We start from the raw sequence: 25405 nt of genomic DNA on the forward strand, positions 1-25405 counted from the left end.
GGAAAGGATGATTAACATTGTACGAGGCTTATGAAACACCACTGGCATCAAGATATGCTAGTAAGGAGATGCTTTATTTATTTTCACCAGATAAAAAGTTTAAAACTTGGCGTAAGTTATGGATTGCCCTTGCTGAAGCAGAAAAAGAATTAGGACTGGATATCACAGATGAGCAGATAGAAGCATTAAAAAAACATCAAGATGATATCAATTATGATGTTGCCAAAAAAAGAGAAAAAGAAGTGCGTCATGATGTAATGGCCCATGTATACGCTTATGGTTGTCAAGCAACAATTGCCAAACCCATTATCCACCTTGGTGCAACCAGCTGTTATGTGGGTGACAATACAGATATTATCATTATGACAGAAGCAATAGCACTAATTAAAGATAAACTTATCAATGTCATGGATAAGTTATCTCAGTTTGCATTGGCCTATAAAGATATGCCTACTTTAGGATTTACTCATTTCCAGCCAGCACAGTTAACCACAGTAGGAAAACGAGCGTGTTTATGGTTGGAAGACCTATTAATGGATCTTGAAGATGTAGAGCATTTACTGGGTAAAGCAAAGTTAAGAGGGGTAAAAGGAACAACAGGTACACAGGCAAGTTTTCTAAACCTCTTTGAAGGTGATCATGAGAAAGTTAAGCAATTAGACCAAACCGTAGCTCATCATTTAGGTTATGATTGCACATTCCCTGTTACAGGCCAAACATACCCAAGAAAGCTTGATTCTCAGATGCTCCATGTGCTTAGTACCATTGCTCAATCAGCGTACAAGTTCAGTAATGATATACGTTTACTACAAAATCTAAAAGAAATTGAAGAACCTTTTGAGAAGAGTCAGATCGGTTCATCAGCCATGGCTTATAAGCGTAATCCCATGCGTACTGAGCGTATCTCCTCTTTAGCTAGACATATTATCTGCAATGCTCTTAATCCTGCAATGACAGCTTCTACACAGTGGTTTGAGCGGACACTAGATGATAGTGCCAATAAACGCTTATCTGTACCAGAGGCTTTTTTAGCAACAGATGCAGTGCTTGAGATATACATGAATGTGGTAGACGGTCTTGTGGTATATGATAAAGTGATTCGTCAACGTATCATGAGTGAACTTCCCTTTATGGCTACAGAAACGATTCTAATGGAAGGGGTAAAAAGGGGCGGCGATCGTCAAGAACTTCATGAAAAGATTCGTGTTCTATCCATGGAAGCAGGGAAACAAGTGAAGATGGAAGGCAAGAAGAATGATCTCATTGAGCGCATTATAGCAGATGGCACATTTGGTATGACGGAAGAAGAAATTCTAGCGATCTTACAGCCTGAGAATTTTGTTGGACGTTCACCAGAACAAGTGGTTGATTTTATAACGGCATATGTACAACCAATTATTGACAAAAACAAAGACATATTAGGAAAGTCAGCGGAGCTAAACGTATAAATAATAAGAAAAGGGCGATGCTAATGCAAAAGATTGGATTTATTGGTACAGGAAACATGGGTTATGCCATGATGAAAGGGATTATAAAGAACCTTAATGGTATACAGTTAACGTATACAGATGCTAATAAAGAGAAGCTAAAAGAAGTTCACCAAGAATTAGGACAGAACCTAGCTGATAATAATATTGCGTGCATTCAAGAGTCAAAATATATTATATTGGCCATTAAACCCCAATATTTTAAAGAGGTTTTTGAGGAGATAAGAGGTGCACTAACCCCTGAACATGTCATGATATCTTTATCACCTGGTGTTACCATCGAGAGAATAAAAGAAGACTTGGGTCAAACCATTAAAGTCGTAAGAAGTATGCCCAATACGCCAGCTTTAGTTGGTGCAGGTACCAGTGCTGTTTCATTTTCTAAGGATACATATATACAAGAAGAGCGTGACACGGTAAAAGCAATTTTTAATGCTTTTGGTGTTATGGTGGAGTTACCAGAACACTTAATGGATGCTGTTGTTCCCGTATCGGGCAGTTCACCGGCTTATGTGTATATGTTTATTGAAGCTATGGCAGATGCAGCAGTGCGTATGGGTTTACCTAGGGATATGGCTTACCAATTAGCGGCAGGAACCGTCTTAGGATCAGCTAAGATGGTCTTAGAGACAGGTATCCACCCTGGTGCTTTAAAAGATGCCGTATGTTCACCAGGAGGCACGACCATAGAAGCTGTTGCAGAACTTGAGAAAAATGGCTTCAGAAGTGCTGTGATGGAAGCCATGAAAAGTTGTTACGATAAAACGAAGACAATCTAATAGAATAAAGAAGGTTAAATAGATGGATAAAATACAACTGTTAAATCGCAAGGAGATTTTTAAAGGCAAAAGAGTCAACCTTGTGATTGATGAATTAAAGATGCCCAATGGCAAAATAGTAGAGTGGGAATTGGTGACACATAACGGAGCGGCAGCCATCATACCCATTGATGAAGAGGGCAACATTATCTTAGTTCGCCAATACCGGAATGCTGCTGATGATTATGTGTTAGAAATACCAGCAGGTGGACTAGAACCAGGGGAAGACCCGAAGGTATGTGCAAGTCGTGAGTTAGAAGAAGAAACGGGATACAAAGCCAATCAAGTGGATTTTGTCATTAAGTTTTATTCAAGTATTGGTATTACAAATGAGATAATCAGTATCTACGTGGGAAAAGAGCTTGTAAAAACTCAGCAGAACTTGGATGAAGATGAGTATGTCACCATAGAAAAATATGATTTTGATACATGTATTCATATGATTAATAATGGCTTAATCGTGGACAATAAAACCATCACGGCATTATTAGCCTATCAGAATAAGTTTTTATAATGAATAGTGTGTCATACATGAGAGCTTATATCGCAATGCTTAAGACAAGCATGGGTGATGTAGGCTTTTTTTGTATTACCTCTCCAATTACTTTTATTGATTTTTTGAGTACAAGCATTCATATAATCTTATGGATGGTCATATAATGAATTAATGGTTTATAGTACAATTCCTTAAAAACCAATGAACCAATGAGAGAGATTAGTCCATGCTCTCTTGCATGAGATAAGGGGAGATGAAAATGGCTCATTTGTTAAAAAAATATAAACTAAAAATCAACATATTTAAGATACAGTTTATGTTATTTATGGTAGCTATTGTTGTTGGAGCTATATTTGCTAACAGGTTAAGTGGAAATAGTTTAGATGAATATAAGCTCTGGTCAGGCTATTTTTTAACCAAATTTCCAGAGAGCCAATATCTTAACATTGAACTTTTTAAATTCATTATATGGAAAAGAATGAAACTTATACTAGGGGTATGGTTATTGGGCTTTACTTTCTTTGAGGTGGCTATTAATTATTTGGTGGTTATTTATTTTGGATTTAGTATAGGCTTTTTGTTTAGTATTGGGCTCATTACGAATGGGTTTAAAGGCTATTTGATGTATATAATCATGTTGCTACCCCAATACATATTCTATGTGCCTGTTATGGTTTATTTAATCATAAAGAGTACTAAGTTTTGTCAAAACCTGTATAGTAGAAGAAGTCGCTCAAGGGGTCTTAATTTGAACAAACAAATGCTCATTGAATACTTTTTTGTATTGGTGATTTGCCTGATTTTCACAATAGTAGGTAGCATTGTTGAGACCTATATTAATCCACAATTAGTAAAATGGTACATTTCTGCCATAAATTTGTAAAAAAATATTCGACTTTTGTGCGAAAATATATTATAATCAAATGTATGAAGTACGCAAAGGAAGAAAACGATGAGAGAAACCATAAACAATTTCTTAGAGTTCTTAAAAACTGAAAAAGGTTCATCTGATAATACCATAGCATCTTACAAGCGAGATGTTAATAATCTGATTAATTATATTGAATCAAGTGCATTAACCCTTAGTAAAATTACAAATACGAATCTTAACTCTTACTTAATCCATTTAGAAAAAATTGGCAGAGCACCATCTACTATCTCTAGAAGCATTGCATCTATTCATTGTTATTTCGGTTACCTCTATAAGCAAAATATTATAACACAAGACCCATCTGGTAATCTCATGGCGCCTAAGATTGAAAAAAAATTGCCTAATGTTTTGACCACAGATGAGATTGATATATTGCTTAATCAGCCTAACAATGGTGATTGTAAGGGCATTCGTGATAGGGCTATGCTAGAAGTCTTATATGCAACAGGGATTCGTGTATCTGAGTTAATTCAATTAAAAAGACTTGATATCAATATTAATCTAGGGTATATAAAATGTCAGGATAATAAAAAAGAGCGTATCATTCCTATTGGACAGGTTGCCAAAAATGCTTTGAAGCGTTATATGGAAGAAGTTAGACCTGTTATGATAAAGGACCCACATGAAGAAGTACTTTTTGTGAGTTGTTTAGGCCATAGCATGAGTCGCCAAGGATTCTGGAAGATTGTAAAATCGTATGCAAGTAAAGCAGGTATTAATAAGAAAATTACACCCCATATCTTGCGGCATTCGTTTGCAACGCATTTAGTAGAAAATGGAGCAGACCTACGCTCTGTTCAAGAGATGTTAGGACATTCAGATATATCTACCACACAGATCTACGCTCAGATGTCCAGTAATCGTCTGAAAGAGGTCTATGCCAAGGCTCATCCAAGAGCTTAGGACAAGAGAAACTACCTTTTTAAGGTAGTTATTTTTGTATTAGAACAGTAAATATGATGTTCACATATAAATTTAGTGTCTTTTAGGGGAGGAAAGAAGATGGTTGAAACATTTTTTATGGATACTGCCATGTTAATGTTATTTACATTGCCTGTCATCACCACCATATACAGCATTATAGCAGGGGTGATAATAAAAGATAAATTTATTGTAGCAGGTATTGTATTAATAACGTATTTGTTCATCGCAAGGTTCTTCTTAGGTAAAGCATTCTTAGCATGGGTCTCACTCTATGTCATGTTAAGTTTCATTATAACCTGGTTATTAGAGATCATGACTAAACATAAGCGACGCCAGCAATCCAGTCAAGAACCAAGAGATATCATTGAGAATTAATGATATTGCAAGTAAGTAGAGGAGAATCCCAACAATGAACAAGAGAGTTGTTGATACATGGAATAAAGTAGCTAAAGAATATGGAAAGATTGGACCGAAATATTGGGACTATTTTGGCCAGCGATTAATAGAGATAAGCCAGTTAGCATTAGGGAGTAAAGTATTAGATGTAGGATGTGGAACGGGTGCTTCATTATTTCCAGCAGCTAAAAAAGTAGGCGATTATGGCCAAGTTATAGGAATAGATATTGCTATTGGCATGGTAAAAGCATGTGAAGAGCGTAGAAAAAAATTACATTTGTCTAACGTAAGCATATTAGAAATGGATGCTGCGATACTAGCATTTAACAACCAGAAGTTTGACTATGTGGTTAATGGATTTGGGTTACCTTATCTTTACTATACGGATGATAGTTTTGCGGAGATTAGGCGGGTTTTAGCTAATAAGGGTTCTTTTTGTTTGGTAACGTGGGATGATCAGGATGATAATCCCTGGATTGAAGGTCTTATTCAGAAGTATTTACCCCCAATTAATGCCAATAACACGTCAATAAATAATAATAAAGAACAAAACAATAAAGCAATACTGTCATTAACGGATGAAAAAAATATACGAACTATTTTTCAATGTGCAGGATTTAGTGAAATTACGATTTTCCCAGAAAGTCATTTTTTTTCCTATGAAAATAAAGACCAATGGTGGGCAGAAATGAATGCAAATGCCGTTAGAGGTATTTTTGACCGTATCCATGCAACAGGTAAGCATAGGCTTGAACAATTAAAAAAAGAAGCTTTCCAAGGGCTTGATCAATATCGTACTAAAGAGGGGTATACATTTAAACGCTCTGTATATTATGTAATAGCCAAGTTGTAAGATACCTAAGTTTATTAAATTTATGCGACTTCAAATGAATAGATATACTCCCAATCGTAAATAGCTTTAGTAGAACAAAATGTAAGCATATACTTTCACTACTTAAGATGACAAAGGAGTAAACAATATGAATGAATATAAAAAAGTACCTAAACATATAGGGATTATACCTGATGGCAATAGAAGATGGGCTGTAGAAAACCAATTGCATAAAAAGGATGGTTATTTTCACGGTATAGACCCGGGTTTTCAACTCTACGAATTAATGTTAGCTCATGGTGTAGAAGAAGCAACTTTTTATGGATTTACCCATGATAATACCAAGCGGCCTGCTAATCAAAAAGCAGCGTTTATCGACGCATGTGTTCAGGCAGTGGATCATTTAGCCCATCGGGATGCTAACCTTCTTGTGATAGGTAACCAAGAATCCTCTGTTTTTCCAAAAGCATTATTACCCTACGCCAACAAAAGAGTGAAATTTGGCAAAGGTCTTATTAATCTTAATTTCCTAGTAAACTATGATTGGAAGTGGGATTTAAATCAAGGATGGGGAACTCAAAAATCAGGGAACATGTGTACCGCTGGTATTGCTTCTTCTGATATTTCACGGATTGACTTAATTATAAGATGGGGTGGTCGTAGACGCTTAAGCGGCTTCTTACCTGTACAGTCTGTTTATTCGGATATCTATGTGATTGACGATTATTGGCCAGATTTTAAAAAGGAACATTTTTTAGAAGCACTTAATTGGTACCAGACAACAGATGTCACATTGGGTGGTTAATCGAGATGAAATTAACATACCATGACCAAACCATAGACTATCATGTTCAATATAGTAAAAGAAAAACCCTGGCCATCGGAATCAATCAAGATGGCAATATAGTCGTAAAAGCACCAGTTGGTATTCCTCAAGAACGTATAGCCCAGCTTGTAACCAATAAAGCTCCTTGGATTATTAAAAAATTGGATGAACACCAAAAAAGAGCAGTTCCTAAGAAAAAATATGTCAATGGGGAGCTTTTCTTATTCCAAGGAAAAGAGTATCCCCTTGAGATAACTTTGGATAAAGCTGTTGTCCGTGCTCATCTTATTTTTGACGCAGGCTTTAAGATAACCACACCTACCAAGGACTTAACCTTATACAGAGATTTGTTAGAGATTTTCTATCGTAAGGCTACGCGTATGCTGGTGTTAGAGCGGATAAATCATTATAAGAAGTATATACAAGTAGAACCCAATCGTGTGGTGATTAAACAACAAAAAACAAGATGGGGAAGCTGTAGTTCTTTGAAGAATCTCAATTTTAATTGGAAACTATCGATGGCACCACCATATGCTTTAGATTATGTGGTGGTTCATGAGATGTGCCATCTTAGGCATATGAATCATTCCAAAGATTTTTGGCAGTTAGTGGAAAATATATTGCCCAATTACCATCAAGGTAAAGCATGGTTAAAAGAAAACGCACCTCGATTAAATTTGTATTAATAAAATAGGAAAGATACCCCATTTAATAACATAATGGGGTATAATATATCTATTCCTATACATATTCAGTACATCGTGCGTGCAAATGGTAAACATAATAAAACGTATAGGATAAAACAATCACTTATGAGGAGAGTGTATAATGCGTAAGAAAAAAGTGCTAACAAGAATAGTAGGTATAATCATTCTAGCAAGTCTATCCATGGGGGCAATTGTCAGTGCCGCACCTATATCAGAGGTACTGGAAGAATGGATCAAGTCGTTAACCTTGGTTTATGGGGATAAGCAGGAAGAGGTAAAGTCGATCACCTACCAAGATCAGACGTATGTGCCTATAGAAGATGCAGCTACCCTATTGGATAAGACATTATTGAAGAAGGGGGATAAGCTGGAAATTAGTGACCAGACAAAAGTACCTTTTAAATTAAGAGAAGACTTTGTACTTCATGGTTTCTATGCCATTGCATCCTATGACCAATTTAGTGAATTCTATCGAGGCAAAACATTGAATAATTTTGATGCCATATCTTTTGGTTGGAGTCGTATCGACAAAACCAAAGAAGGTGTTGAACTTGTGTTCAATGGAAGGGATTTTTGGGTACCTAATGGTTATGATAAAACCCTGGAGAAAGTTAACGACTCTCAGGTTTCAAAATCGCTGATGGTCTTTGCTGATGATAACAGTAACCGTAACGATTATTTTAAAGACATTTTTAAACATACAGATAAAATTGTTAGCGATATTGTAAAAGCTGTTCATGGTAAACACGCATCTTATGCAAAGTTATCATTTGATGGTGTTACCATTGATTTTGAAAATGTGAATAGAGAAGATCAGGAAGCCTATGTACTTTTTCTTAAAAAGTTACGTGAAGCACTAGGTGAAGAAAAAACGATTCAAGTAGCCGTACCCTCAGTCAAATATTTTGGTTACCATCATTATAAAGATATATTGGATATTGTGGATTATATGATTCTAATGGAACATGACTTTGATACAAAAGCTAGAACAAGTCTATACGCTCAGTTGACTAAAAGCCCTCCTAGCCCAATACAGGTGATTAAGCAGGATATTGAGACACTGATTGATAAAGTTGGTGAGTCGTATCGGGATAAGATTATTTTACAGATTAGCTTTGGTGTTACACAGTGGGTGGGACAAGGAAAAGGTACTTATTCCCGCATTACATCATCACCAACTTACGGGCGTGTGTATGATCGTATGTATCATGAATTAATGAAGACAGAGAAGCAAAAAAAGGATATACAGGATGTGATTCATTATAATAAGGTGTATGAAAATCCCTATCTTACTTATGTAAACGATAAAAATCAGGATAATTATATTTGGTATGAAAACTGGGATAGTGTGTTGGCTAAAATAAAATTAGCTCATGACTATGATTTAGCTGGTATATCCCTATGGCGCATAGGCACCATACCAAACTATTATGGTCCATTTGGCCAAGAAGCTGGTTTTGACATTTGGTATCAGATGAGCAACTTGATACCATAAGGAAAAACTATTATCCTGTGTTAATGACTAAAAATAAGGCAGACCCTTCTTGTATCTCCTAAGGGTCTGCTTTTTAAGTAATTATTTAGGATATTGGGTCATGACCTGTTGACCTGATACAATCCACAATTTCTTGTTCTGTTGATGGGGGATTAAATTTTACACTAATTGAGCGTGTCGTAGGGTCAACAGCTACCTCTCTGACCCCTTCAAATTTATCCAGTGCATTTTTTATTTGTTGTTTTTCTGTGTCACTTCTAATACCATCCACCCTAATACGTATATGATTCATCCTATCATCCCTTTTAAATTATTTCTTAACTTTATTTTTTGAATTTCGGAGTCTTTATATACGCGATAATTCTTGGGAAGAATATTAGTAAAATGTGCGAGTATAACGTTTTGGTGGCATACCAACCCATTTTTTGAATGTACGAATAAAGTGGGTATAATCATTAAATCCAGTGCGTTCAGCCACTTCGCTGACATTTTTATGTGCATGAAGTAATTTTTTGGCTTCTGCTATTCGTCTTGCAGTAATATAGTGATTGACAGTTACACCTGTATTTTTTTTAAAAAGTTGACATAGATAGTATTTACTAATATTAAATTCTTTAGCCAGTTGTTCTAAAGACATATGATCTGCTAAATGATGGTCAATATAATCAATTATTTTTTCCACGGTTTCATGAATATCATAGATTTGGTCTTGATACTTATTGTGTGTTTCATCCATAAACCATTGATTGATATAGATGAGTAATTGAATAAAATAAGTTTTTTTTAATAAGTTACTACCAAATTTTTCTTTTTGAATGGTAGTTAAATGTGTAACATGGTTTAAAAATACCCTTTGCTGCTCTTTTGAGAGATGGATTTTGTTAAAATGTCCTCTTTTTCGTCTAAGAAAACATTGAAGAAGGTTGTTGTCTTCTATAGAAAAATGATCGATATATTCAGGTTTAAAAATGATAATAACACGTTCATATGTGGTATCTTTTTTAGCCATAACTTTATGCACTTCATAGTTATTCAGAACAAAGAGATCACCTGGATTATTTTTATATACTTTATTTTCAATTAAATACCGGTCACCACCAGAAACATTAAAATAAATTTCAAATAAATCATGAAAATGAAAATCCATGGTATAATGGTCTGAACGTTGATGGAACACTTGAAAATCTGTAGAAAAAAGGGTTTTTCCCATGTGTGCATTATCCATATACATCACCTCTATCGTTAAGTCGTTCCTGAATTCTCTATTATGATGATAACCTCTAAAAACTATAGCCTTAAGGCATGGATGGTTTTCTTACATTATATCAAAAAACACAAGATATGCAAGAATATTAGTAATATAGAGCAAGAACTTACTAATGTTGTGTGTTATAGTTATGATATACTTTATCATAAAAGGAGTGAAAGACAGATGGCATTACAAGATATATTGGCATACTTAGAGGAAAACATTGAGCCTGAGCATTTGGATCAAGTTGAAAACAAGCTTATTAATGCCTTACATTATAAACCAATGGAACGATTACCAATCCGTATTATGTATCCACAACATAAGTTTGCTAAGTTGCCCTATGGTGCTACTTTTGAAAATATGGAAAATATGTTGTATAACGAATTAGCAGGAGGCGTAACGTCAGTAGAGTCTAAAGACGATGGCTTGCTCACCTTACGTTCCAATTACGGTGTTGGTACGTTACCAAGCCTCTTTGGCATGATATCACGTGTTGTTAAAGATACCAATCTGCCATGGGTAGATCATGTGGACAGTGTTGACATGATTCGTGACATTATTCATCGTGGTGTGCCTGACCTTCATACAGGTTTTGGAAAAAGAATGACGGAAACTTACGAGTACTACAGAGAGCAGTTACAACCCTATGAAAAGTGTAATACCTATATTAAATTATATCATCCCGATCTTCAAGGACCATTTGATGTAGCACACCTTATATGGGGACCAGATATTTATATAGCCATGTACGATACACCTGACTTGGTACATGAGCTCATGAACTTAGTCACAGAAACATATATCCAACTGATGAAGAAGTTAAAAGGTTATTTGAACGATGAGATTATTAATGAGCAAGGCGCCTTTAACTACCATTGGGGTTCATTATATAAAGGAAAGGTATTATTGCGTAATGATTCAGCTGTGAACTTATCAAAAGCCATGTTTGAAGAATTTGTATTACCCTATGACACGAAGATTCTTGAAACATTTGGTTCAGGAAGTATTCATTTTTGTGGAAGAGCAGACCAGATTGTATTTGATATGGCTGAGACACCCTATAACCAAGGTATGAATTTTGGACACATGGGTAATGTGGAGTTTGGTGAAACCTATTTAGATCTCTTAAAAGAACGTTTTGAAGCGAATAAAACGGCTATAATCAGCTATCATTTATCGGCAGAGGAGTATCAAAATTATAGAGGGACATTTGATACAGGCATTACCTTGCAATCCTATGCCCCTTCTTATGAAGAGGCTATTAAGTTAAGGCATTGCCATGAATTCTTATAGAATGGTGTAAAAGTTAAATCATACGATCATGAATTTTTAATACTACATAAGGTCATCTACAGTTAGTAATTACTTGTAGATGACCTTTTGAATGCTTTAGTTTGAATGTGTTAATTGCTTAAGGTCTTCAATAAATGACGTTACCATTTTATCCGTTGTAGCCCAGGAAGTGACCAGTCGAATGGAAGAATGCTCTTTATCAACTTCTGACCATCTGTAAAACTGATAGTTTTCTTCAAGTTGTTGAATGATGCTGTTTGGCAAAATTGGAAAGAGTTGATTGGTAGACGGATGCACCAAAAATTTATAACCCAGTAAATCAATGGCTTCTTGCATAAGCCAAGCCATCTGATTAGCATGGGTTGCAAGATCAAAGAATAAGTTGTCTTTAAAGAGTTCTAAAAACTGCAAGCTTAGAATTCTTCCTTTAGCCAGCAGTGCTCCTTTTTGTTTCATATGGAATCGAAAATCCTCTTGTAGACATTTGGAGTTTATCACGAGAGCTTCACCAATAAGTGCGCCATTCTTTGTACCGCCAATATAAAAGGCGTCGGATAACCTAGCTAAGTCAGGTAAGGTAAGGTCATTCTGTGAAGAAGACAGAGCTGACCCAAGTCTTGCACCATCAATAAATAGATAGAGTTGGTGATCACAACAAAACCGACTAATCTCTTCAAGTTCTTTTTTTGTGTAAATGGTTCCAACTTCTGTGGAATTAGAGATATACACAAGTTTTGGTTTAACCATATGTTCATCTGTATGTACACTTAAGGCTGATGCAATATGTTCTGGATTAAGTTTACCATCACTAACTTCTAATCCAATGATTTTATGTCCTGTTGCTTCAATTGCGCCGGCCTCATGGACAAGTACATGACCTGTTGTAGCTGCAATAGCGGCTTCATGAGGACGTAAGAACGCAGATATCACTGTCAAATTGGTTTGTGTACCGCCTGAGAAAAAGTGTATATCACTATTAGGGCTGTTTATTTTATCTTTGATTAAGGTAATGGCTTCTTGTGTAAACATATCTTCGCCATAACCCTTTGCTTGTACCATGTTTGTTTCTATTAGTGCATGTAGAATTCTAGGATGTGCTCCTTCACTATAATCATTCATAAAACTATACATACGATTATCCTCCAATATTTCTGTTTACGTGCTTTTCAAGTTGTGCATTATGCATAACGTAACTTGGCTTCAAAATACCAACACATATACTATAACATCCTATGGAGTAAATGTATACCAGCCCAATTAGCCATGTCAGATGTCATCCTGATTAATATCATAAGGAGAGATCGATAGGGTTTTGTTTTTATCCATAGAAGCATAGAAAATGTCGGAAACATTAGGGTAACCCTGGCCGTTAATCAGTCGAATAATCTCTTCTTTAGATGAACCAAGGAAGGCAATGTTTTCATATTGGAGTTTACCATCTATGATAATCGAATGTTTATATGCCGTAGCTTGAGAAGGTGCAGCCATATCTTTTTTGGTGACAGGCTCAGCAAAATTTTTGCGTAGAACGGAAATAACGCCGCTAGGCTCAAGGATACCATATTTGACATCATTGATGTCAAATATATCTTTTTCTCTTAATAGCATTAATATTTCATCAATAGAAATTTTAGCTTTTTTTAGATTGGCATAAATCATCTTACCATCTTTAACCACAACCATTGGAGGAAAAGTGACACGTTTTCTAAACAGATCAGATTTTAAGTAAACCAGCGTAATCAATCTTTGAAATGCAAACATGACAATAATGGCATAAATGATATGCAAATGGGGCACATCCGGTTCTGCAATATCTGCACCAGTAACAGAACCTATAACGAGTATGGTTAAAAAATCAAATACTGGGAGCTCACCAATTGGTCGCTTACCATATATAAGGATAATGGATACTAATAAGATGCTCATAATCGTAATTATTCTAAATGCAATAGTGAGATATATATTCATTGAACTAGCTCCTTTGTTTTCGATTGGTTATAGTTTTCCCAAATGTGTTGGAATATAATTATTTATAATAGAAAAGGGCAGTAAGAAGTTAGTAGTATTTTGTTATTATTTTGATGTAGTATGATGAAAATAAATTAAATATGCTAAAAAAAAAGATATAAAAAATAAATATAAAACTTAATATCTTATTGGACAAGATTTGACAAAAAAATAAAAAAATATATGATAAAATAAACAAGGTTACTGTTATAAGGAATATGAAAGGAGGAGTACATAGCATAATTTAATATAAGGGTGAATATATTCATACAATAAGAATGACAAAATATTTTAATTCTAAATAACAATTAACCACTAAAATGAAAATAAGAGGAGAATAAGAGAATGATTAATAAGAAATGTATTAAAAGAATTAGTTTATGTATTACGATGATGTTTCTAATGGTTTGTTTCAATAATAGTATCTATGCTGGCGTTCCAATCTATAATCAGGAAATTGAACCTAATAACACAAGGGATGATGCTAACATAATTCAACTTGGACAGCCTTTTAGTGGACAAATAAGTGATAGTAATGATGTAGATTACTTTTCTTACACACCTGATGAAAGAAAGAAATTAACATTCTTGTTTATTGATCAGGATGGTACCACATTTAATTACTACATTATTGATAGAACTGATGATAATAAGCTTATACATTATGGTGATATTAGCGGAACCATTACTAAAGAATTTTCCTTTGAAGCAGATCATGAGTGTATTATTATGATTAAATCAAGTAATGGTAATAACTCAAGATATGAAGCATCCTTATCTGGTGAAACTTCGTATGAATCAGTTACTATTGATAGTAAAGAATCGGAGTTTAACAACACAATAGAATGCGTTAACAAACTTAGTACAGAAGATGCTCTAATAAGTGCTAAAATTTCTGATTCTAATGATGAAGACTATTTTATGTTTACTGCTAAAAACAGTGGAAGTAAAAATTTTGTATTTTATCCTGGCAGCGATGCTAACTTCTATTTTTTTGTATATGATATGATTACCCACCAATATGTTTACGAAGGTTATTTAGATACTTTAGGTCAATCAAAAGTTATCCCTTTTAATGCTCAGCAGTACCATCACTATAGAGTTTATGTAACAGTAAACGGAAGTGCTGATAATGAAAGTTATCATTTCAAATGTTGGAACAATTAATCATAAAGCATAATGAGCATATAAAATAATACACTGTTCTACAAAATATTAAGTGGTTATTAGTATATTAAGACGGGTCTATCAATTGTTGATAGGCTCGTTTTACACATATTATTAAAGATTTATGGTACAGAGAATCAAAAACTTTAATAATCAAGTAATATATACCATGGATATAGAAAAGTGTGTAGAGTTTGTTAATCAAGCATAAGACGCTAACAGTACATTGACGGTCAATTAAAAATAAACTATACTCTAAATAATGGCAAGATAAAATGTTAACTGGTATACGAAAGCTAGGATGTTGGAACATGAATACTTATAAAGGGTGAATGACATGATGGAAGTACAAGCGTTAAAAAATGAAAGGATTCAAGAATTTATTAATTACTGTAAGAAACATCGACATGAAGTTGACGAGTCTTATCTATACGATGAAGATCTGGATGCATTTCAACTTAATCATGAGAATCCAACTTATGTTGGTATAAATGGTCAAGGAAATATGGTAGCAGCGGTATCACTTATTATAGATGATTATAACCGAAGGGGCAAAAGGGCACGTTTTCGAATATTTCACTCTGAAATAGAAGGTTTTGCTTATTACAACCTGCTCATGAAAGCTATATTACTGCATACAGGTGGTTTAGATAATGTCTATTTATTTGTTCCTATTATCAATAAACAATTGATGAACGATATAAAACAACTCCATTTTACAATAGAAAGATATTCTTATTTTTTGGTAAGAGACCAACGGGATGTACCAGCATATAATTTTCCAGAAGGCTATACAATTCGCCCTTTTCAACCTGATATGGATGAAGAAGTATGGTGTGATGTTCGAAATGCTGGGTTTGCTAAGTTAAAAGGTAGTGAAACACCGATTACACCTGAAAATGTTAAAAAAATGATTGCAGAAAATGAATACATAGAAGGAGGTATGATGATTCTTTATGACCAGGATAGACCCATAGGTATAGTTAAAGGAGAAAAAGATGACTATGAAGGTTTCCCAGCCATGAATATAGGACCACTTGCCATAATACCGGACTATCAAGGTAAAGGTTTAGGGCGGTGTTTATTACGAGCCTCGTTACAATTTGCCAAAGAAAAATCATATACAAGAACGACACTCTGTGTCAATGCAGAAAATGAAAGAGCGAAATCGTTGTATATCCAAGAAGGGTTTAAACAAGTGGAAGCCGTAGCATGTTTTCATTATGACTTAACAAACGAATAATTGATTTAAACATATATGCATCATCCATAATAGAAGGGAAATTTGAAAAGGTAGTGATAGGTTTCGCTGCCTTTTTCATGTTAAAGAAGAAAGATTTTAATAAATGTTCAGATAAATATTGAATGTATCGGCGATAAATGTTATATTATGGTAGTATTTAAATCATTAAAGGGGGAAATTATGAATTATTTATTCTATGTGGTGAGTGTTAATCAGAATCCATCTGGTATTGTTTGGTTTATCATTATTGGTTGCTTGATATTTCTTGTATTCTCTCGATTGAGAAAACATGCCTCTAGAGGGGGAGAGGGAGAAGACATGTATGATGCAAATGAAGAGATGATGGATGATGATGCGTATGAAACACTCTATGCAGTCACTTCTGAAAGCGAAGATTATGGTGATGATAGCTATATTGAGGATGATGAAAACGATGACAATGAAGTATACGAAGATAATAGCTATGAAATCTATGAAAATAATAGCTTCGACACTTATGAAGATAGCGGTTCAGATGATATTGACTGTTCATTTGATGAGTGATATAAAAAAAAGCACCCCATGAAGGTGCTTTTTCTGTCTTAATCGGTATCATCTGTTAGCTGGAATAATAGATTATAAGTTGTTAAAAGAAGTACAAAATATATTTACAATAAATTATAATTATAGTAACATTAAGCAAGAACAGTCATTCTATAAAAAAGAGAGGATTTACATATGTCAAAAAAAGTAATGGGCCATGTTTTTGCCTTATTTGCAATTATTATATGGGGACTGACATTTATATCCACAGCGGTACTGTTAGATGTTTTAGATCCCATTGAGATTATGGTGTTTCGATTTGGTATGGCGTTTCTATTATTATGTGCGATATATCCTAAGAATTTCAAATTTCTATCTCTCAAAGAAGAGTTCATATTTTTTATTCTAGGGTTATCAGGGGTATCGTTATATTTTATTGCAGAGAATATAAGCTTAACATATACTTTGCCCAGTAATGTGGCTTTTATACTGACTACAGCACCGCTGTATACAGCCATTATTGCACATTTCTTTTCTCAAGATGAGAAATTTGACAAGAGCATCTTGGTGGGCTTTGCATTTTGCATCATTGGTGTGTTTTTTGTCATGTATAATAGTCAAGTGAAGTTAGCCATTAATCCTTTAGGTGATTTTTTAGCTCTTGCCGCTGCCGTTATGTGGGGCATATACTCTGTGAGTCTAAGAAAGTTAACTGGCAATTATCATCCCATCTATATGGTGAGAAAAACATTTTTCTACGGTATACTAACAACCTTGCCATTTATCAAGTTATTTGGTGCGGATATGGTATCAAAAGGGTGGAGCGCAAATATCATCTTTAATTTGATATTTTTAGGGATAGTTGCATCCGCACTATGCTATGTACTGTGGAATAAAGCGGTCATGTTAATAGGTTCAGTACAAGCAACCAATTATATCTATTTGATTCCACTTGTTACTGTGATTGGCTCTTTTATCTTTTTAAAACACAAGTTAGAGCCATTAATGATTTTTGGTGGTGTGTTAATCATAGTGGGTGTTGTCATTGCAGATAAATGGAAAGCAAAGAAAATGGGGGATGTAGAAGATGTTAAAAAAGTAGCGTAATGGTAAGGGAGGGTTATGTCATGAATGAGCTGAACAAAGAGCAACGAGCATTTCTGAACACACATATAAAAAGATCACCTAAAGATATGTGGCAGGAAGAACTTATTCGATTACGTGGTATTGAGCTTAAGGATGAAATAACCCTTGATGATATTGAGGCAACCATTAATCAATGGGTGTTAGTGGAGACTAAAGATGGTGGACCGGGGCTAAGACCTTATACATGTTTATGTGGGCGATCTATTCGATACCAATTCATTGTTAAACATCGCCAGAAGGATATTACCTATAAACTTGGCTCGGAATGTATTAAAAAGTATACAGGAATTGATGGTCGAGTAGCTAAAAAAGTATTAATAGAACAAAAGTCCATGAACAGTGAGATGGATGAAATCTTATCTAAAAAACAAGAAGGCATCATAAATGCACAACAATATCTTTTAGATTATGAAGCATTGCCTCAGCTTAGTCGAGAGCAGCTACAGCTAGGATTGCCCCTTACAGATAAACAGTTAGACAAAGCATTCAAGGCAATTGAGAAGGATAACCACACTAAGCATGCAAGCAAGGCTGCTTATGCCAAGTTGAGAGAATTAAAAGAACAAGAGCTAGCATTTATTAACCAATTGAGCCCTGAAGATAGAAGAACATTAATCATACGTTTAAAAGATGGCAGCAATGTTTATACCCTTGATGCCTTAAAGGATATTGTGGTATCACAGATTGCAACTCGTCAAGGCGATATACCTGAAGATAATGTACGAACAACATCGAAGCCATCAAGTGGTAAAGGAAACCAAGCTTTAAATAAAGTTAAACAAGCACTTAACTTACTCAGTGAAGAGCAAAGGCAATTCTGGGGAACACGGATGTCTTTGCAACAAAGAATAGAAACAGCCCCCTATATTCTTGAAAAGTCCCATATAATCGAACCCAATAAAATTATTGGAAAGCCAATTCCAAGCAAATTAAAACAGCAAATCCATTTAAGATTACCCTTAACCAATAAGCAGATGGCAAGTATTGCTGATTTGGTGCATTAAAAAGATTACGATTATATCACATCCTTAGAAACGACCTTCATCCATGAACGGATAATGAAGTTCCTTTTTCATAAGTGTTATAATGCATATATATTACAAATAGATTACGAATATATTATTAAGTGTCCATTAGTATTGCACGAGAACATAAAAAGTATTATATTTTTGTTAACAAGGTGAAAAATGTTTTACTATGACGCTTTAAGGTGATATAATTTTTTATAGTGTAGAAAAAGAGGGGCATATATTTTTTGCATGACATAAGAAACGGCATATGTGATGACAAATATAGAGGTGTAATATGGGTAAAATAAAATATTTAATTGTTTTTGCCATAGTGGGGGTTATTTTTTGGGGTGTCTTTGCCTTTATAAATAAAGCGTTATACGTAAGCGAAGTGATTAATGTTGAAAGATATCGATCATGTACCATTGGAAAATGCCAAGGTAGAAGACATAAAATGACGATTCAAGATGAGCGAAAACGTGTAGATTTATTTAATATTTTTATATCTAAGAGGATTAAAAAGGCCATGCCGTGGGAGAAAGATTTCAAGACCTATGTTCGAATTATTACAGATGATAATAATTTGGTAATCTACAACAATGAATATTTATCTGTTCAAAAAGACGATATGGAAATTATCTATCGGTTTGTTAAACCCATTAATCCAGATTTACTAGAGGCGTTCTTCGACAATTATGGAGAGACTTTATAGCTGGAAGTATAGTACATATTAATGATACCAATAGAAGGCTATTGCATAAATGCAAGATGTAGAATGCATGATGTAATAGCCTTTTATAGTGAACTAAATACGTATTGTTGCTATAATGGGATAATGATCAGATGTGACGGTATCTTTAGGATTATCCAAAATACAAGCCTCTTTTACTTGGACAGTATTTTTGGTGAAAATATAATCGATTTTGAGAATGTCCTTACATTGACCAAAATCCGTAAACGTACCATTCAGGACAGGGTGACCCTTTTCATTTAGACATGTATCGCTTAAACAATCGTGAGAATGATAATTTTCTGTGGATACTTTGCCAGTTAGTATGTTATAAGCTTCTGAATCAGGTGTTACATTCAGATCACCAGAGAGTACTGTAGGAAAACGACCTGCGATTTCTTTTATAATTTTTATGATAAGTTTTGCACTTTCTTTCTGAGCCACTGAACCAGCATGGTCAAAATGCGTATTAAAATGATAGAATACGTTGTTTGAATTTATCACTTGGAATTTTGCCCAAGTGCATATGCGTGTACAATCTGCATCCCAACCCAAACTACCTATTTGTTCAGGTGTTTCAGATAGCCAGAAGGTATCAGTTTCTAGTAGTTTAAGCTTCTTGGTATCATAGAAAATTGCAGCAAATTCACCTTTTTCATGACCATCTTCACGAGCGATACCTGCATAGTCATAATGCTGAAGCTTAGAAGCAAGGTATTTCACTTGATGAATGAGACCTTCTTGAATGCCTAAAGAATGGGGCATTATTGTTTTTATTTTTTCTACAACACGTTCTTTTCTAGATTCCCAGCTATGTTCCTTGTCCCAATCATTATCATAACGGATATTAAACGTCATTATACAAAGTGATGCCTTATCCATGATATCATCTCTTTCTTATGGTTTTCTTATATTATAGTAGGGTAGCTAGCAGATTACAATATGTTTATCGATTTAATTTTGCATAGGATGATGTACCTTTCTAATATGGTAGTTAAGAGCAGCAGACATACAACTATAGATTTGGGCTGTAATGCAATTCTAAATATATCGATATACGAGAAGAGATGTTTGTAGTACAATAGGTAGAGATAGTCAATGATTGGAAGATGCATCATCTTACTTTAGATGATATGTCAATATGCAAATGAATGTAAATAACGTATGGTGACATATCATTAGACAAAAGATAAAGAAAAGGAAGAGATTAAGGGAAGTGAAACCATGATTTATTTAATTAGTGATACACATTTCAACCACAAAAACATTATTCATTATGAAAATAGACCATTTGAGTCCGTAGAAGAAATGAATCGGTCGCTTATTAAAAACTGGAATAAAAACATATCCAATAAAGACACAGTCTATCATCTAGGTGATTTTGCATTTGGCAATTATGATGAAATCAAAGTAATCATCCATCAGTTAAATGGATATAAAATATTAATAAAAGGCAACCATGATAGAAGCCATAGTGCTGCATGGTGGCACAACGCAGGATTTAATGATGTTATCAATGGTGGTGTTATACTGGATAACTTTTATATGCTGTCTCATGAACCCATGTATATGAACAAGCATATGCCGTATGTCAACATTCATGGCCATATTCATGGGAATAAGATGGAAGGTGAGCAGTATTACAATGTAAGTGTGGAACATCATGATTATCAACCTGTCGCTTTTGATAAGATAAAAGAATTATATAAGGATGAGTAGGTTGTAGTGATGAGCAATTTAGACCCACCCCTTAATAGGATTGAAATGTATATTTTTGGTAAAATAATATAAAACAAATGTTCCATATTGAGTTTTGATTCAACAATTAATATAATATAGAGTATATATGTTTTTGTTGAATATGAGGGGTGATGGAATGGCTACAAAAAAGGTGTATTTCAATCAAATTAAATTATTCAGAACAGATAGTAATCAATTATCTACAAAAAGCATAAAAAAAATATTCAGTAAAGTATTTGATAAGTATGCGGTACAAGTTCAAAATGAAGATTACTATTCATTGATTTTATCCAATGCAGGAGAAGATAACATAACAATGGACATCATCAGTGATACAGAGGAATACTTATTTTGCAGAGTAGGTAAAAGAAAAGAAAGTAGTTCCATGTTACTTAGAGATTACAACACCTATGGCAGCAATGATGTATTGACACCTCAAGAAGCCATCACAAAAGGTGTGGAGATTTTTACATATTTCTTGTTAAACTATGACACCCATATTTTTGGAATTGTATCAACTCAAGCAGCTCCATCGGGGAATATTATTAACCGAATTCTAAGATTACATCATCATAAGTACTATACAGAAGTCATAAATATACCTAACCAGACAAGCGTTAAAAAGCTATACGACCCAGGTTCTGAAATCAGCAAAATCACCATTAATTTACCCATACCTGATGCAGAATATCTTGAAAAAGTACTTGGCCTTAATGAAAATCAAATTATAGATATCGTAAAAGATGATATTCGCTCCTTAACACTTGTGGTTCAGAGTGAAGCAAGAAGACCCCTAACAACAGAAAGTTCTAAAATTACAAGAATCTTAGATGCTATAAGCGCAACGAAAGAACACTATAATAAGGCCGTATTACGAGGTAAAGGTCCTAATGAAAAAATGCAGGACTTTGACTTTAAAGCAGGACTTTTTAGTTACCCCATTGATATAAGGGCCTATCATGTTGAAAACGGTCAAAGAATATACTATAATATAAGTGAAATCACAGAAGAATTTTACAATCAATTACTTGAAGCCTACCGAACCAACAGAGAGGATTTAATCTACATAACCAATTCCAATAATATTAATGAAGCAGGATAAAAGGGGTGACACATTGAAGAAAAAAATATACACAGCCCTATGCATATCAATCGTACTATGTGTCCTGTCTTGGTTATCTGATTATTCTAAACTAAATGAGCTCACTGGAATCAATAACAGTGGTCTGCATTTTAATTTATTAACAGTTGCTTCGATCTTAGCTGGATTCATGTTTACTGGATTAGGATTGCTCATTAGTGTTTCAGACCAAGACATTATTAAAAAACTAAGAAGTACTTCCATCATGGACAAAAAAAATGGCAAGATCATAACAGGTTTGTGGTTTAATATTATATCTATTTTTCTAGCCTTAATTTTTATTCTAGATTTAGAAAAATTATTGCGTGTGTTAGATTTCCAATATACGATATCACCTTATCTTATTGATTTCTTAGCTGTTTTTGAATTGATATGTTTGATTTATGGACTAATCTTTTTTGCTCTATCAGTAAAAGATATTAATAAAGTCTTAGATACTATTAAAGAAAGTAAAAAAAGTATTCCACCTGAAGTTGTGGAGAGGCTTAAAAAAAATATACTTGATAAAAATGAAAAGGATTCTGTATAATGAATCCTTTTTTTATGGGTGCCAGAAGTGGTAGTTTAAATAACTTACGTACAATAGGAGTACATTATTCTATAGTGGATATATAGGTGAAAATTTGATATGATGATAATAATGGAGTTATTCGATAGAACGATTATGTAGCTATAAACCTTTAACGTAATATAAAAGTAAGGGATAAGATTAGCAGAAAGAGTTAATGTTATCAACCATAATGGAGGTAGTGTATGCGTTGTGAAGCTAGAGAAGTGTATCATGAATTTGAGAAAAAATTTGTAGAATGGGCGAAGACAGTAGATGACATTAGGGCTGCATTTGTTGTGGGGTCAAGGGCACGCCATGACCACCCAGCTGATGATAATTCAGATTTAGATATTGTTATGTATACATCAAGTCCTCAGGGTTATTTAATGGATTCTAAATGGGTAGAAAACATAGGGAAACCAATATGTAGCTTTGTGTATCAGACAGCTGGAGGCGACCCTGAAAGATTGTGTCTTTTTGAAGGTGGTTGGCAAGTTGATTTTGTTATACACCCCTATAATAAACTTCAAGATATGATAAGAACACAGAGTATCCCTACTTTTTTTCATAGAGGTGTTCGTACATTAATTGATAAGGAAAAAATGTCAGCAAATATTATTCCTAAGTCCTTTAAAAAACCAGAACAGAATAAAATTAACGAAGAACTATTTATTCAACACGTTAACATGTTTTGGTTCACCACACTATATACCGCTAAGCAAATTATGCGAGGAGAAATGTGGGTTGCAAAAGCAAGAGATGGGAATATAAAAGAATTATTATTACAAATGATGGAATGGTATTCCAAGACGATAAATGGGGATGATTATGATACATGGCATGCTGGAAGGTTCCTTAATGAATGGGCACCAGAGGATGTATTAGTTGATTTAAGTCATTGTTTTGGACATTATGATAAACACGATAGTTTACGTGCTTTAAATGCTACACTAACACTATATAGTAGAATTTCACAACATATTGCTAATACATTGGATTATGTATATCCAGTACATATTGAAAAGAGTGTTAAAGATTGGATTAAAGCACACAAAAAATGATTATAAGATAAAATGAGACCTATCGCATAATTAATAAATATCTAATAAAAAATAGCCTATTTCACGAATGAGGATAGGCTTTTTCTAATTGTAATGATTAACTTAAAGTACGATTCCATCTTAATCTACATTAGCATAGGGAACCCATGTACCATCTGATCCTATTTCTTGACCATTACTATAAACCACATACCAGTTAACCTGTGATCTACAAGGTCTTACCGGAACGGAAACAGTAGTTACACCAGATGGATCTTTGGAAACTGTCTTTGTAGTGAATAAACCTCCAGGTGAATAGCATTTTATGTAATATGAACCAGTTGTATCAGCAGGTGAAGAAGTAATGGTGCAAGTAACATCAGCATAACCACTAACATCCACTGAATAAGTACTTGATGCACTTATGGAAAGAGGTAATCCCAGTGTAAAAATAAGTGTGAGTAAAAGTATCATACATTTCTTTTTCATCCTATATTTCCTCCTTTTTATGATTTGATATATGAACTGACTATATTTTATCATAAATATTTAGAAATAAATGTCAAAAACTAGGTTGTAAGTTTTACATATTGTGACTATATTTATATTGATCTTTTATTGATATAAGTGGTTATGATGATATAAAAAAAGCCCTTAACCTATAATAAAGATTTGGGCTTTCTATGTGTTATCAACAAAAAATATTCACTATATTATTCGGAAGGAGGCTATAAACGCCTACCCAAAATATCTATCTAACAACCCTTTAAAAGCCATACCATGTCGCGCCTCGTCCTTGCACATTTCATGAACAGTATCATGAATAGCATCGTAGCCTAATTGCTTAGCTTTTGTAGCAATGTCTTTTTTACCCGCACAAGCACCATGTTCAGCATCGACACGCTTTTGAAGGTTGGTCTTTGTATCTGCATCTACGACTTCTCCTAGTAATTCAGCAAACTTAGCAGCATGTTCAGCTTCTTCCCAAGCAATACGCTTGTAAGCTTCAGCCACTTCAGGATAGCCTTCTCTATCTGCTTGTCTAGCCATTGCCAAGTACATGCCTACTTCTGTACATTCGCCAGTGAAGTTCATGCGAAGACCTTCTAAGATTTCTGGATCAACATCTTGAGCAACTCCAATACGATGCTCGTCAGCCCATGTCATCTCTTGATCCGATTGCTCTTGAAATTTGCTTGCTGGTGCGCCACATTGTGGACATTTTTCTGGTGCACTATCTCCCTCATGAACGTATCCGCAAACTGTACATATAAATTTTTTCATATCTAATATCCTCCTATTTAATAATTAATATTATTGGATAATTGTTATCCGTTGAATTTATTATATCATAATTCTTATTGATGTCAATAGCATAATGAAAAATTTTTTATTTTTTTCAATTATATACCAATCACCATAAGGCATAAATATCTGTATATCGGTTATACTAGCATTAGTGAGATGATTACTCATCTTACATTTTGCTTATATTTGATGATTTTCGCTTATGCATCTGATTTAGACGTAAGTCTTATATGAAAGGTGTGGTTAGGGTGAAAGGCAATTTATAAGCTTCATACGATAAAGACTAGTAGTCGTCAGACTACTAGTCTTTTGACGTTATGATAAATGGAGATATAAACGTATGA

At 34.2% G+C, this 25405-nt stretch carries 28 protein-coding genes; 21 read left to right on the forward strand and 7 right to left on the reverse strand.

Annotation, left to right across the window (positions count from 1 at the left end):
- Positions 1 to 17: 17 nt before the first annotated feature.
- The 10 genes from purB to HZI73_RS12525 all read left to right on the forward strand — a co-directional run bounded on the left by purB (position 18) and on the right by HZI73_RS12525 (position 8912).
- The gene (gene purB, locus HZI73_RS12480) at positions 18 to 1448 is read left to right on the forward strand and encodes an adenylosuccinate lyase (RefSeq protein ID WP_212698550.1); all 1431 of its coding nucleotides are present in this window, start codon (positions 18 to 20) and stop codon (positions 1446 to 1448) included.
- Positions 1449 to 1471: 23 nt separating this feature from the next.
- Positions 1472 to 2266 carry a pyrroline-5-carboxylate reductase gene (proC, locus tag HZI73_RS12485; protein ID WP_212698551.1) on the forward strand — a complete coding sequence of 265 codons (795 nt, stop codon included), beginning with the start codon at positions 1472 to 1474 and terminating at the stop codon, positions 2264 to 2266.
- Between the two features lie 22 nt (positions 2267 to 2288).
- Positions 2289 to 2819 carry an NUDIX hydrolase gene (locus HZI73_RS12490; protein WP_212698552.1) on the forward strand — a complete coding sequence of 177 codons (531 nt, stop codon included), beginning with the start codon at positions 2289 to 2291 and terminating at the stop codon, positions 2817 to 2819.
- Positions 2820 to 3060: 241 nt separating this feature from the next.
- Positions 3061 to 3684 carry a stage II sporulation protein M gene (locus HZI73_RS12495; RefSeq protein WP_212698553.1) on the forward strand — a complete coding sequence of 208 codons (624 nt, stop codon included), beginning with the start codon at positions 3061 to 3063 and terminating at the stop codon, positions 3682 to 3684.
- Positions 3685 to 3753: 69 nt separating this feature from the next.
- Positions 3754 to 4635 (forward strand): site-specific tyrosine recombinase XerD, encoded by an 882-nt coding sequence (gene xerD / locus HZI73_RS12500; RefSeq protein WP_212698554.1) that lies wholly within the window; start codon positions 3754 to 3756, stop codon positions 4633 to 4635.
- A gap of 99 nt (positions 4636 to 4734) precedes the next feature.
- Complete coding sequence (locus HZI73_RS12505; RefSeq protein ID WP_212698555.1) at positions 4735 to 5031, forward strand: DUF2651 family protein; 297 nt, start codon at positions 4735 to 4737, stop codon at positions 5029 to 5031.
- A gap of 34 nt (positions 5032 to 5065) precedes the next feature.
- Positions 5066 to 5905, forward strand: coding sequence for a class I SAM-dependent methyltransferase (locus HZI73_RS12510; RefSeq protein WP_212698556.1), 840 nt, complete (start codon positions 5066 to 5068; stop codon positions 5903 to 5905).
- A gap of 127 nt (positions 5906 to 6032) precedes the next feature.
- The gene (locus HZI73_RS12515; RefSeq protein WP_212698557.1) at positions 6033 to 6689 is read left to right on the forward strand and encodes an undecaprenyl diphosphate synthase family protein; all 657 of its coding nucleotides are present in this window, start codon (positions 6033 to 6035) and stop codon (positions 6687 to 6689) included.
- A gap of 5 nt (positions 6690 to 6694) precedes the next feature.
- Complete coding sequence (locus tag HZI73_RS12520; protein ID WP_212698558.1) at positions 6695 to 7396, forward strand: M48 family metallopeptidase; 702 nt, start codon at positions 6695 to 6697, stop codon at positions 7394 to 7396.
- 142 nt (positions 7397 to 7538) lie between these two features.
- Positions 7539 to 8912, forward strand: coding sequence for a glycosyl hydrolase family 18 protein (locus HZI73_RS12525; protein ID WP_212698559.1), 1374 nt, complete (start codon positions 7539 to 7541; stop codon positions 8910 to 8912).
- An 85-nt stretch (positions 8913 to 8997) separates the two neighbouring features.
- On the opposite strand, the gene HZI73_RS12530 is transcribed toward HZI73_RS12525, so the two are convergent.
- Both HZI73_RS12530 and HZI73_RS12535 read right to left on the reverse strand, forming a co-directional pair.
- Positions 8998 to 9204, reverse strand: coding sequence for a heavy-metal-associated domain-containing protein (locus HZI73_RS12530; protein ID WP_212698560.1), 207 nt, complete (start codon positions 9202 to 9204; stop codon positions 8998 to 9000).
- An 84-nt stretch (positions 9205 to 9288) separates the two neighbouring features.
- Entirely contained in the window at positions 9289 to 10137 is an 849-nt protein-coding gene (locus HZI73_RS12535; RefSeq protein WP_212698561.1) for an AraC family transcriptional regulator, read from the reverse strand.
- A gap of 207 nt (positions 10138 to 10344) precedes the next feature.
- On the opposite strand from HZI73_RS12535, the gene HZI73_RS12540 reads away from it, so the two are divergent.
- On the forward strand, positions 10345 to 11457 hold the full coding sequence (locus HZI73_RS12540) for a uroporphyrinogen decarboxylase/cobalamine-independent methonine synthase family protein (RefSeq protein WP_212698562.1): 1113 nt from the start codon (positions 10345 to 10347) through the stop codon (positions 11455 to 11457).
- A 96-nt stretch (positions 11458 to 11553) separates the two neighbouring features.
- On the opposite strand, the gene HZI73_RS12545 is transcribed toward HZI73_RS12540, so the two are convergent.
- Positions 11554 to 12588: a threonine aldolase family protein gene (locus HZI73_RS12545; protein WP_212698563.1), complete on the reverse strand. Its 1035-nt coding sequence runs from the start codon at positions 12586 to 12588 to the stop codon at positions 11554 to 11556.
- 135 nt (positions 12589 to 12723) lie between these two features.
- A complete protein-coding gene (locus HZI73_RS12550) occupies positions 12724 to 13425 on the reverse strand; it encodes a DUF421 domain-containing protein (RefSeq protein ID WP_212698564.1) in 702 nt (233 codons plus the stop codon).
- A gap of 384 nt (positions 13426 to 13809) precedes the next feature.
- On the opposite strand from HZI73_RS12550, the gene HZI73_RS12555 reads away from it, so the two are divergent.
- The 6 genes from HZI73_RS12555 to HZI73_RS12580 all read left to right on the forward strand — a co-directional run bounded on the left by HZI73_RS12555 (position 13810) and on the right by HZI73_RS12580 (position 19264).
- Entirely contained in the window at positions 13810 to 14631 is an 822-nt protein-coding gene (locus tag HZI73_RS12555) for a hypothetical protein (protein ID WP_212698565.1), read from the forward strand.
- Between the two features lie 337 nt (positions 14632 to 14968).
- Entirely contained in the window at positions 14969 to 15874 is a 906-nt protein-coding gene (locus HZI73_RS12560; protein WP_212698566.1) for a GNAT family N-acetyltransferase, read from the forward strand.
- Positions 15875 to 16054: 180 nt separating this feature from the next.
- Positions 16055 to 16417 carry a hypothetical protein gene (locus tag HZI73_RS12565; protein WP_212698567.1) on the forward strand — a complete coding sequence of 121 codons (363 nt, stop codon included), beginning with the start codon at positions 16055 to 16057 and terminating at the stop codon, positions 16415 to 16417.
- A gap of 174 nt (positions 16418 to 16591) precedes the next feature.
- Positions 16592 to 17503 carry a DMT family transporter gene (locus tag HZI73_RS12570; protein ID WP_212698568.1) on the forward strand — a complete coding sequence of 304 codons (912 nt, stop codon included), beginning with the start codon at positions 16592 to 16594 and terminating at the stop codon, positions 17501 to 17503.
- Between the two features lie 20 nt (positions 17504 to 17523).
- Positions 17524 to 18546 (forward strand): hypothetical protein, encoded by a 1023-nt coding sequence (locus HZI73_RS12575; RefSeq protein WP_212698569.1) that lies wholly within the window; start codon positions 17524 to 17526, stop codon positions 18544 to 18546.
- Between the two features lie 301 nt (positions 18547 to 18847).
- Positions 18848 to 19264 (forward strand): hypothetical protein, encoded by a 417-nt coding sequence (locus tag HZI73_RS12580; RefSeq protein WP_212698570.1) that lies wholly within the window; start codon positions 18848 to 18850, stop codon positions 19262 to 19264.
- Positions 19265 to 19357: 93 nt separating this feature from the next.
- Here HZI73_RS12580 and HZI73_RS12585 read toward each other — a convergent pair whose 3' ends face one another.
- The gene (locus tag HZI73_RS12585; RefSeq protein ID WP_212698571.1) at positions 19358 to 20140 is read right to left on the reverse strand and encodes an endonuclease/exonuclease/phosphatase family protein; all 783 of its coding nucleotides are present in this window, start codon (positions 20138 to 20140) and stop codon (positions 19358 to 19360) included.
- A gap of 366 nt (positions 20141 to 20506) precedes the next feature.
- On the opposite strand from HZI73_RS12585, the gene HZI73_RS12590 reads away from it, so the two are divergent.
- The 4 genes from HZI73_RS12590 to HZI73_RS12605 all read left to right on the forward strand — a co-directional run bounded on the left by HZI73_RS12590 (position 20507) and on the right by HZI73_RS12605 (position 23774).
- Positions 20507 to 21001, forward strand: coding sequence for a metallophosphoesterase family protein (locus HZI73_RS12590; protein WP_212698572.1), 495 nt, complete (start codon positions 20507 to 20509; stop codon positions 20999 to 21001).
- A 157-nt stretch (positions 21002 to 21158) separates the two neighbouring features.
- On the forward strand, positions 21159 to 22124 hold the full coding sequence (locus HZI73_RS12595; protein WP_212698573.1) for a hypothetical protein: 966 nt from the start codon (positions 21159 to 21161) through the stop codon (positions 22122 to 22124).
- Positions 22111 to 22692 (forward strand): hypothetical protein, encoded by a 582-nt coding sequence (locus HZI73_RS12600; RefSeq protein ID WP_212698574.1) that lies wholly within the window; start codon positions 22111 to 22113, stop codon positions 22690 to 22692. The genes HZI73_RS12595 and HZI73_RS12600 overlap by 14 nt, the downstream gene beginning before the upstream one ends.
- 224 nt (positions 22693 to 22916) lie before the next feature.
- On the forward strand, positions 22917 to 23774 hold the full coding sequence (locus HZI73_RS12605; protein WP_212698575.1) for an aminoglycoside 6-adenylyltransferase: 858 nt from the start codon (positions 22917 to 22919) through the stop codon (positions 23772 to 23774).
- A 120-nt stretch (positions 23775 to 23894) separates the two neighbouring features.
- On the opposite strand, the gene HZI73_RS12610 is transcribed toward HZI73_RS12605, so the two are convergent.
- Both HZI73_RS12610 and HZI73_RS12615 read right to left on the reverse strand, forming a co-directional pair.
- Positions 23895 to 24242, reverse strand: coding sequence for a hypothetical protein (locus HZI73_RS12610; RefSeq protein WP_212698576.1), 348 nt, complete (start codon positions 24240 to 24242; stop codon positions 23895 to 23897).
- A 249-nt stretch (positions 24243 to 24491) separates the two neighbouring features.
- Entirely contained in the window at positions 24492 to 25037 is a 546-nt protein-coding gene (locus tag HZI73_RS12615) for an NADH peroxidase (protein ID WP_212698577.1), read from the reverse strand.
- Positions 25038 to 25405 lie beyond the last annotated feature (368 nt).

Origin of the sequence: Vallitalea pronyensis (genome assembly GCF_018141445.1) — a bacterium.
Lineage (GTDB): Bacteria > Bacillota > Clostridia > Lachnospirales > Vallitaleaceae > Vallitalea > Vallitalea pronyensis.

Excerpts from the sequence above, each read along its gene's own strand:
- HZI73_RS12510 (WP_212698556.1), top strand. The coding sequence starts at position 5,066 with ATGAACAAGAGAGTTGTTGATACATGGAATAAAGTAGCTAAAGAATAT.
- HZI73_RS12615 (WP_212698577.1), bottom strand. The coding sequence starts at position 25,037 with ATGAAAAAATTTATATGTACAGTTTGCGGATACGTTCATGAGGGAGAT.
- HZI73_RS12595 (WP_212698573.1), top strand. The coding sequence starts at position 21,159 with ATGGCTACAAAAAAGGTGTATTTCAATCAAATTAAATTATTCAGAACA.
- HZI73_RS12525 (WP_212698559.1), top strand. The coding sequence starts at position 7,539 with ATGCGTAAGAAAAAAGTGCTAACAAGAATAGTAGGTATAATCATTCTA.
- HZI73_RS12540 (WP_212698562.1), top strand. The coding sequence starts at position 10,345 with ATGGCATTACAAGATATATTGGCATACTTAGAGGAAAACATTGAGCCT.
- HZI73_RS12495 (WP_212698553.1), top strand. The coding sequence starts at position 3,061 with ATGGCTCATTTGTTAAAAAAATATAAACTAAAAATCAACATATTTAAG.
- HZI73_RS12505 (WP_212698555.1), top strand. The coding sequence starts at position 4,735 with ATGGTTGAAACATTTTTTATGGATACTGCCATGTTAATGTTATTTACA.
- HZI73_RS12550 (WP_212698564.1), bottom strand. The coding sequence starts at position 13,425 with ATGAATATATATCTCACTATTGCATTTAGAATAATTACGATTATGAGC.
- proC (WP_212698551.1), top strand. The coding sequence starts at position 1,472 with ATGCAAAAGATTGGATTTATTGGTACAGGAAACATGGGTTATGCCATG.
- HZI73_RS12545 (WP_212698563.1), bottom strand. The coding sequence starts at position 12,588 with ATGTATAGTTTTATGAATGATTATAGTGAAGGAGCACATCCTAGAATT.
- HZI73_RS12520 (WP_212698558.1), top strand. The coding sequence starts at position 6,695 with ATGAAATTAACATACCATGACCAAACCATAGACTATCATGTTCAATAT.
- HZI73_RS12580 (WP_212698570.1), top strand. The coding sequence starts at position 18,848 with ATGGGTAAAATAAAATATTTAATTGTTTTTGCCATAGTGGGGGTTATT.
- HZI73_RS12560 (WP_212698566.1), top strand. The coding sequence starts at position 14,969 with ATGATGGAAGTACAAGCGTTAAAAAATGAAAGGATTCAAGAATTTATT.
- HZI73_RS12605 (WP_212698575.1), top strand. The coding sequence starts at position 22,917 with ATGCGTTGTGAAGCTAGAGAAGTGTATCATGAATTTGAGAAAAAATTT.
- xerD (WP_212698554.1), top strand. The coding sequence starts at position 3,754 with ATGAGAGAAACCATAAACAATTTCTTAGAGTTCTTAAAAACTGAAAAA.
- HZI73_RS12490 (WP_212698552.1), top strand. The coding sequence starts at position 2,289 with ATGGATAAAATACAACTGTTAAATCGCAAGGAGATTTTTAAAGGCAAA.
- HZI73_RS12585 (WP_212698571.1), bottom strand. The coding sequence starts at position 20,140 with ATGACGTTTAATATCCGTTATGATAATGATTGGGACAAGGAACATAGC.
- HZI73_RS12590 (WP_212698572.1), top strand. The coding sequence starts at position 20,507 with ATGATTTATTTAATTAGTGATACACATTTCAACCACAAAAACATTATT.
- HZI73_RS12530 (WP_212698560.1), bottom strand. The coding sequence starts at position 9,204 with ATGAATCATATACGTATTAGGGTGGATGGTATTAGAAGTGACACAGAA.
- HZI73_RS12600 (WP_212698574.1), top strand. The coding sequence starts at position 22,111 with ATGAAGCAGGATAAAAGGGGTGACACATTGAAGAAAAAAATATACACA.
- HZI73_RS12535 (WP_212698561.1), bottom strand. The coding sequence starts at position 10,137 with ATGGATAATGCACACATGGGAAAAACCCTTTTTTCTACAGATTTTCAA.
- HZI73_RS12515 (WP_212698557.1), top strand. The coding sequence starts at position 6,033 with ATGAATGAATATAAAAAAGTACCTAAACATATAGGGATTATACCTGAT.
- HZI73_RS12555 (WP_212698565.1), top strand. The coding sequence starts at position 13,810 with ATGATTAATAAGAAATGTATTAAAAGAATTAGTTTATGTATTACGATG.
- HZI73_RS12565 (WP_212698567.1), top strand. The coding sequence starts at position 16,055 with ATGAATTATTTATTCTATGTGGTGAGTGTTAATCAGAATCCATCTGGT.
- HZI73_RS12570 (WP_212698568.1), top strand. The coding sequence starts at position 16,592 with ATGTCAAAAAAAGTAATGGGCCATGTTTTTGCCTTATTTGCAATTATT.
- HZI73_RS12575 (WP_212698569.1), top strand. The coding sequence starts at position 17,524 with ATGAATGAGCTGAACAAAGAGCAACGAGCATTTCTGAACACACATATA.
- HZI73_RS12610 (WP_212698576.1), bottom strand. The coding sequence starts at position 24,242 with ATGAAAAAGAAATGTATGATACTTTTACTCACACTTATTTTTACACTG.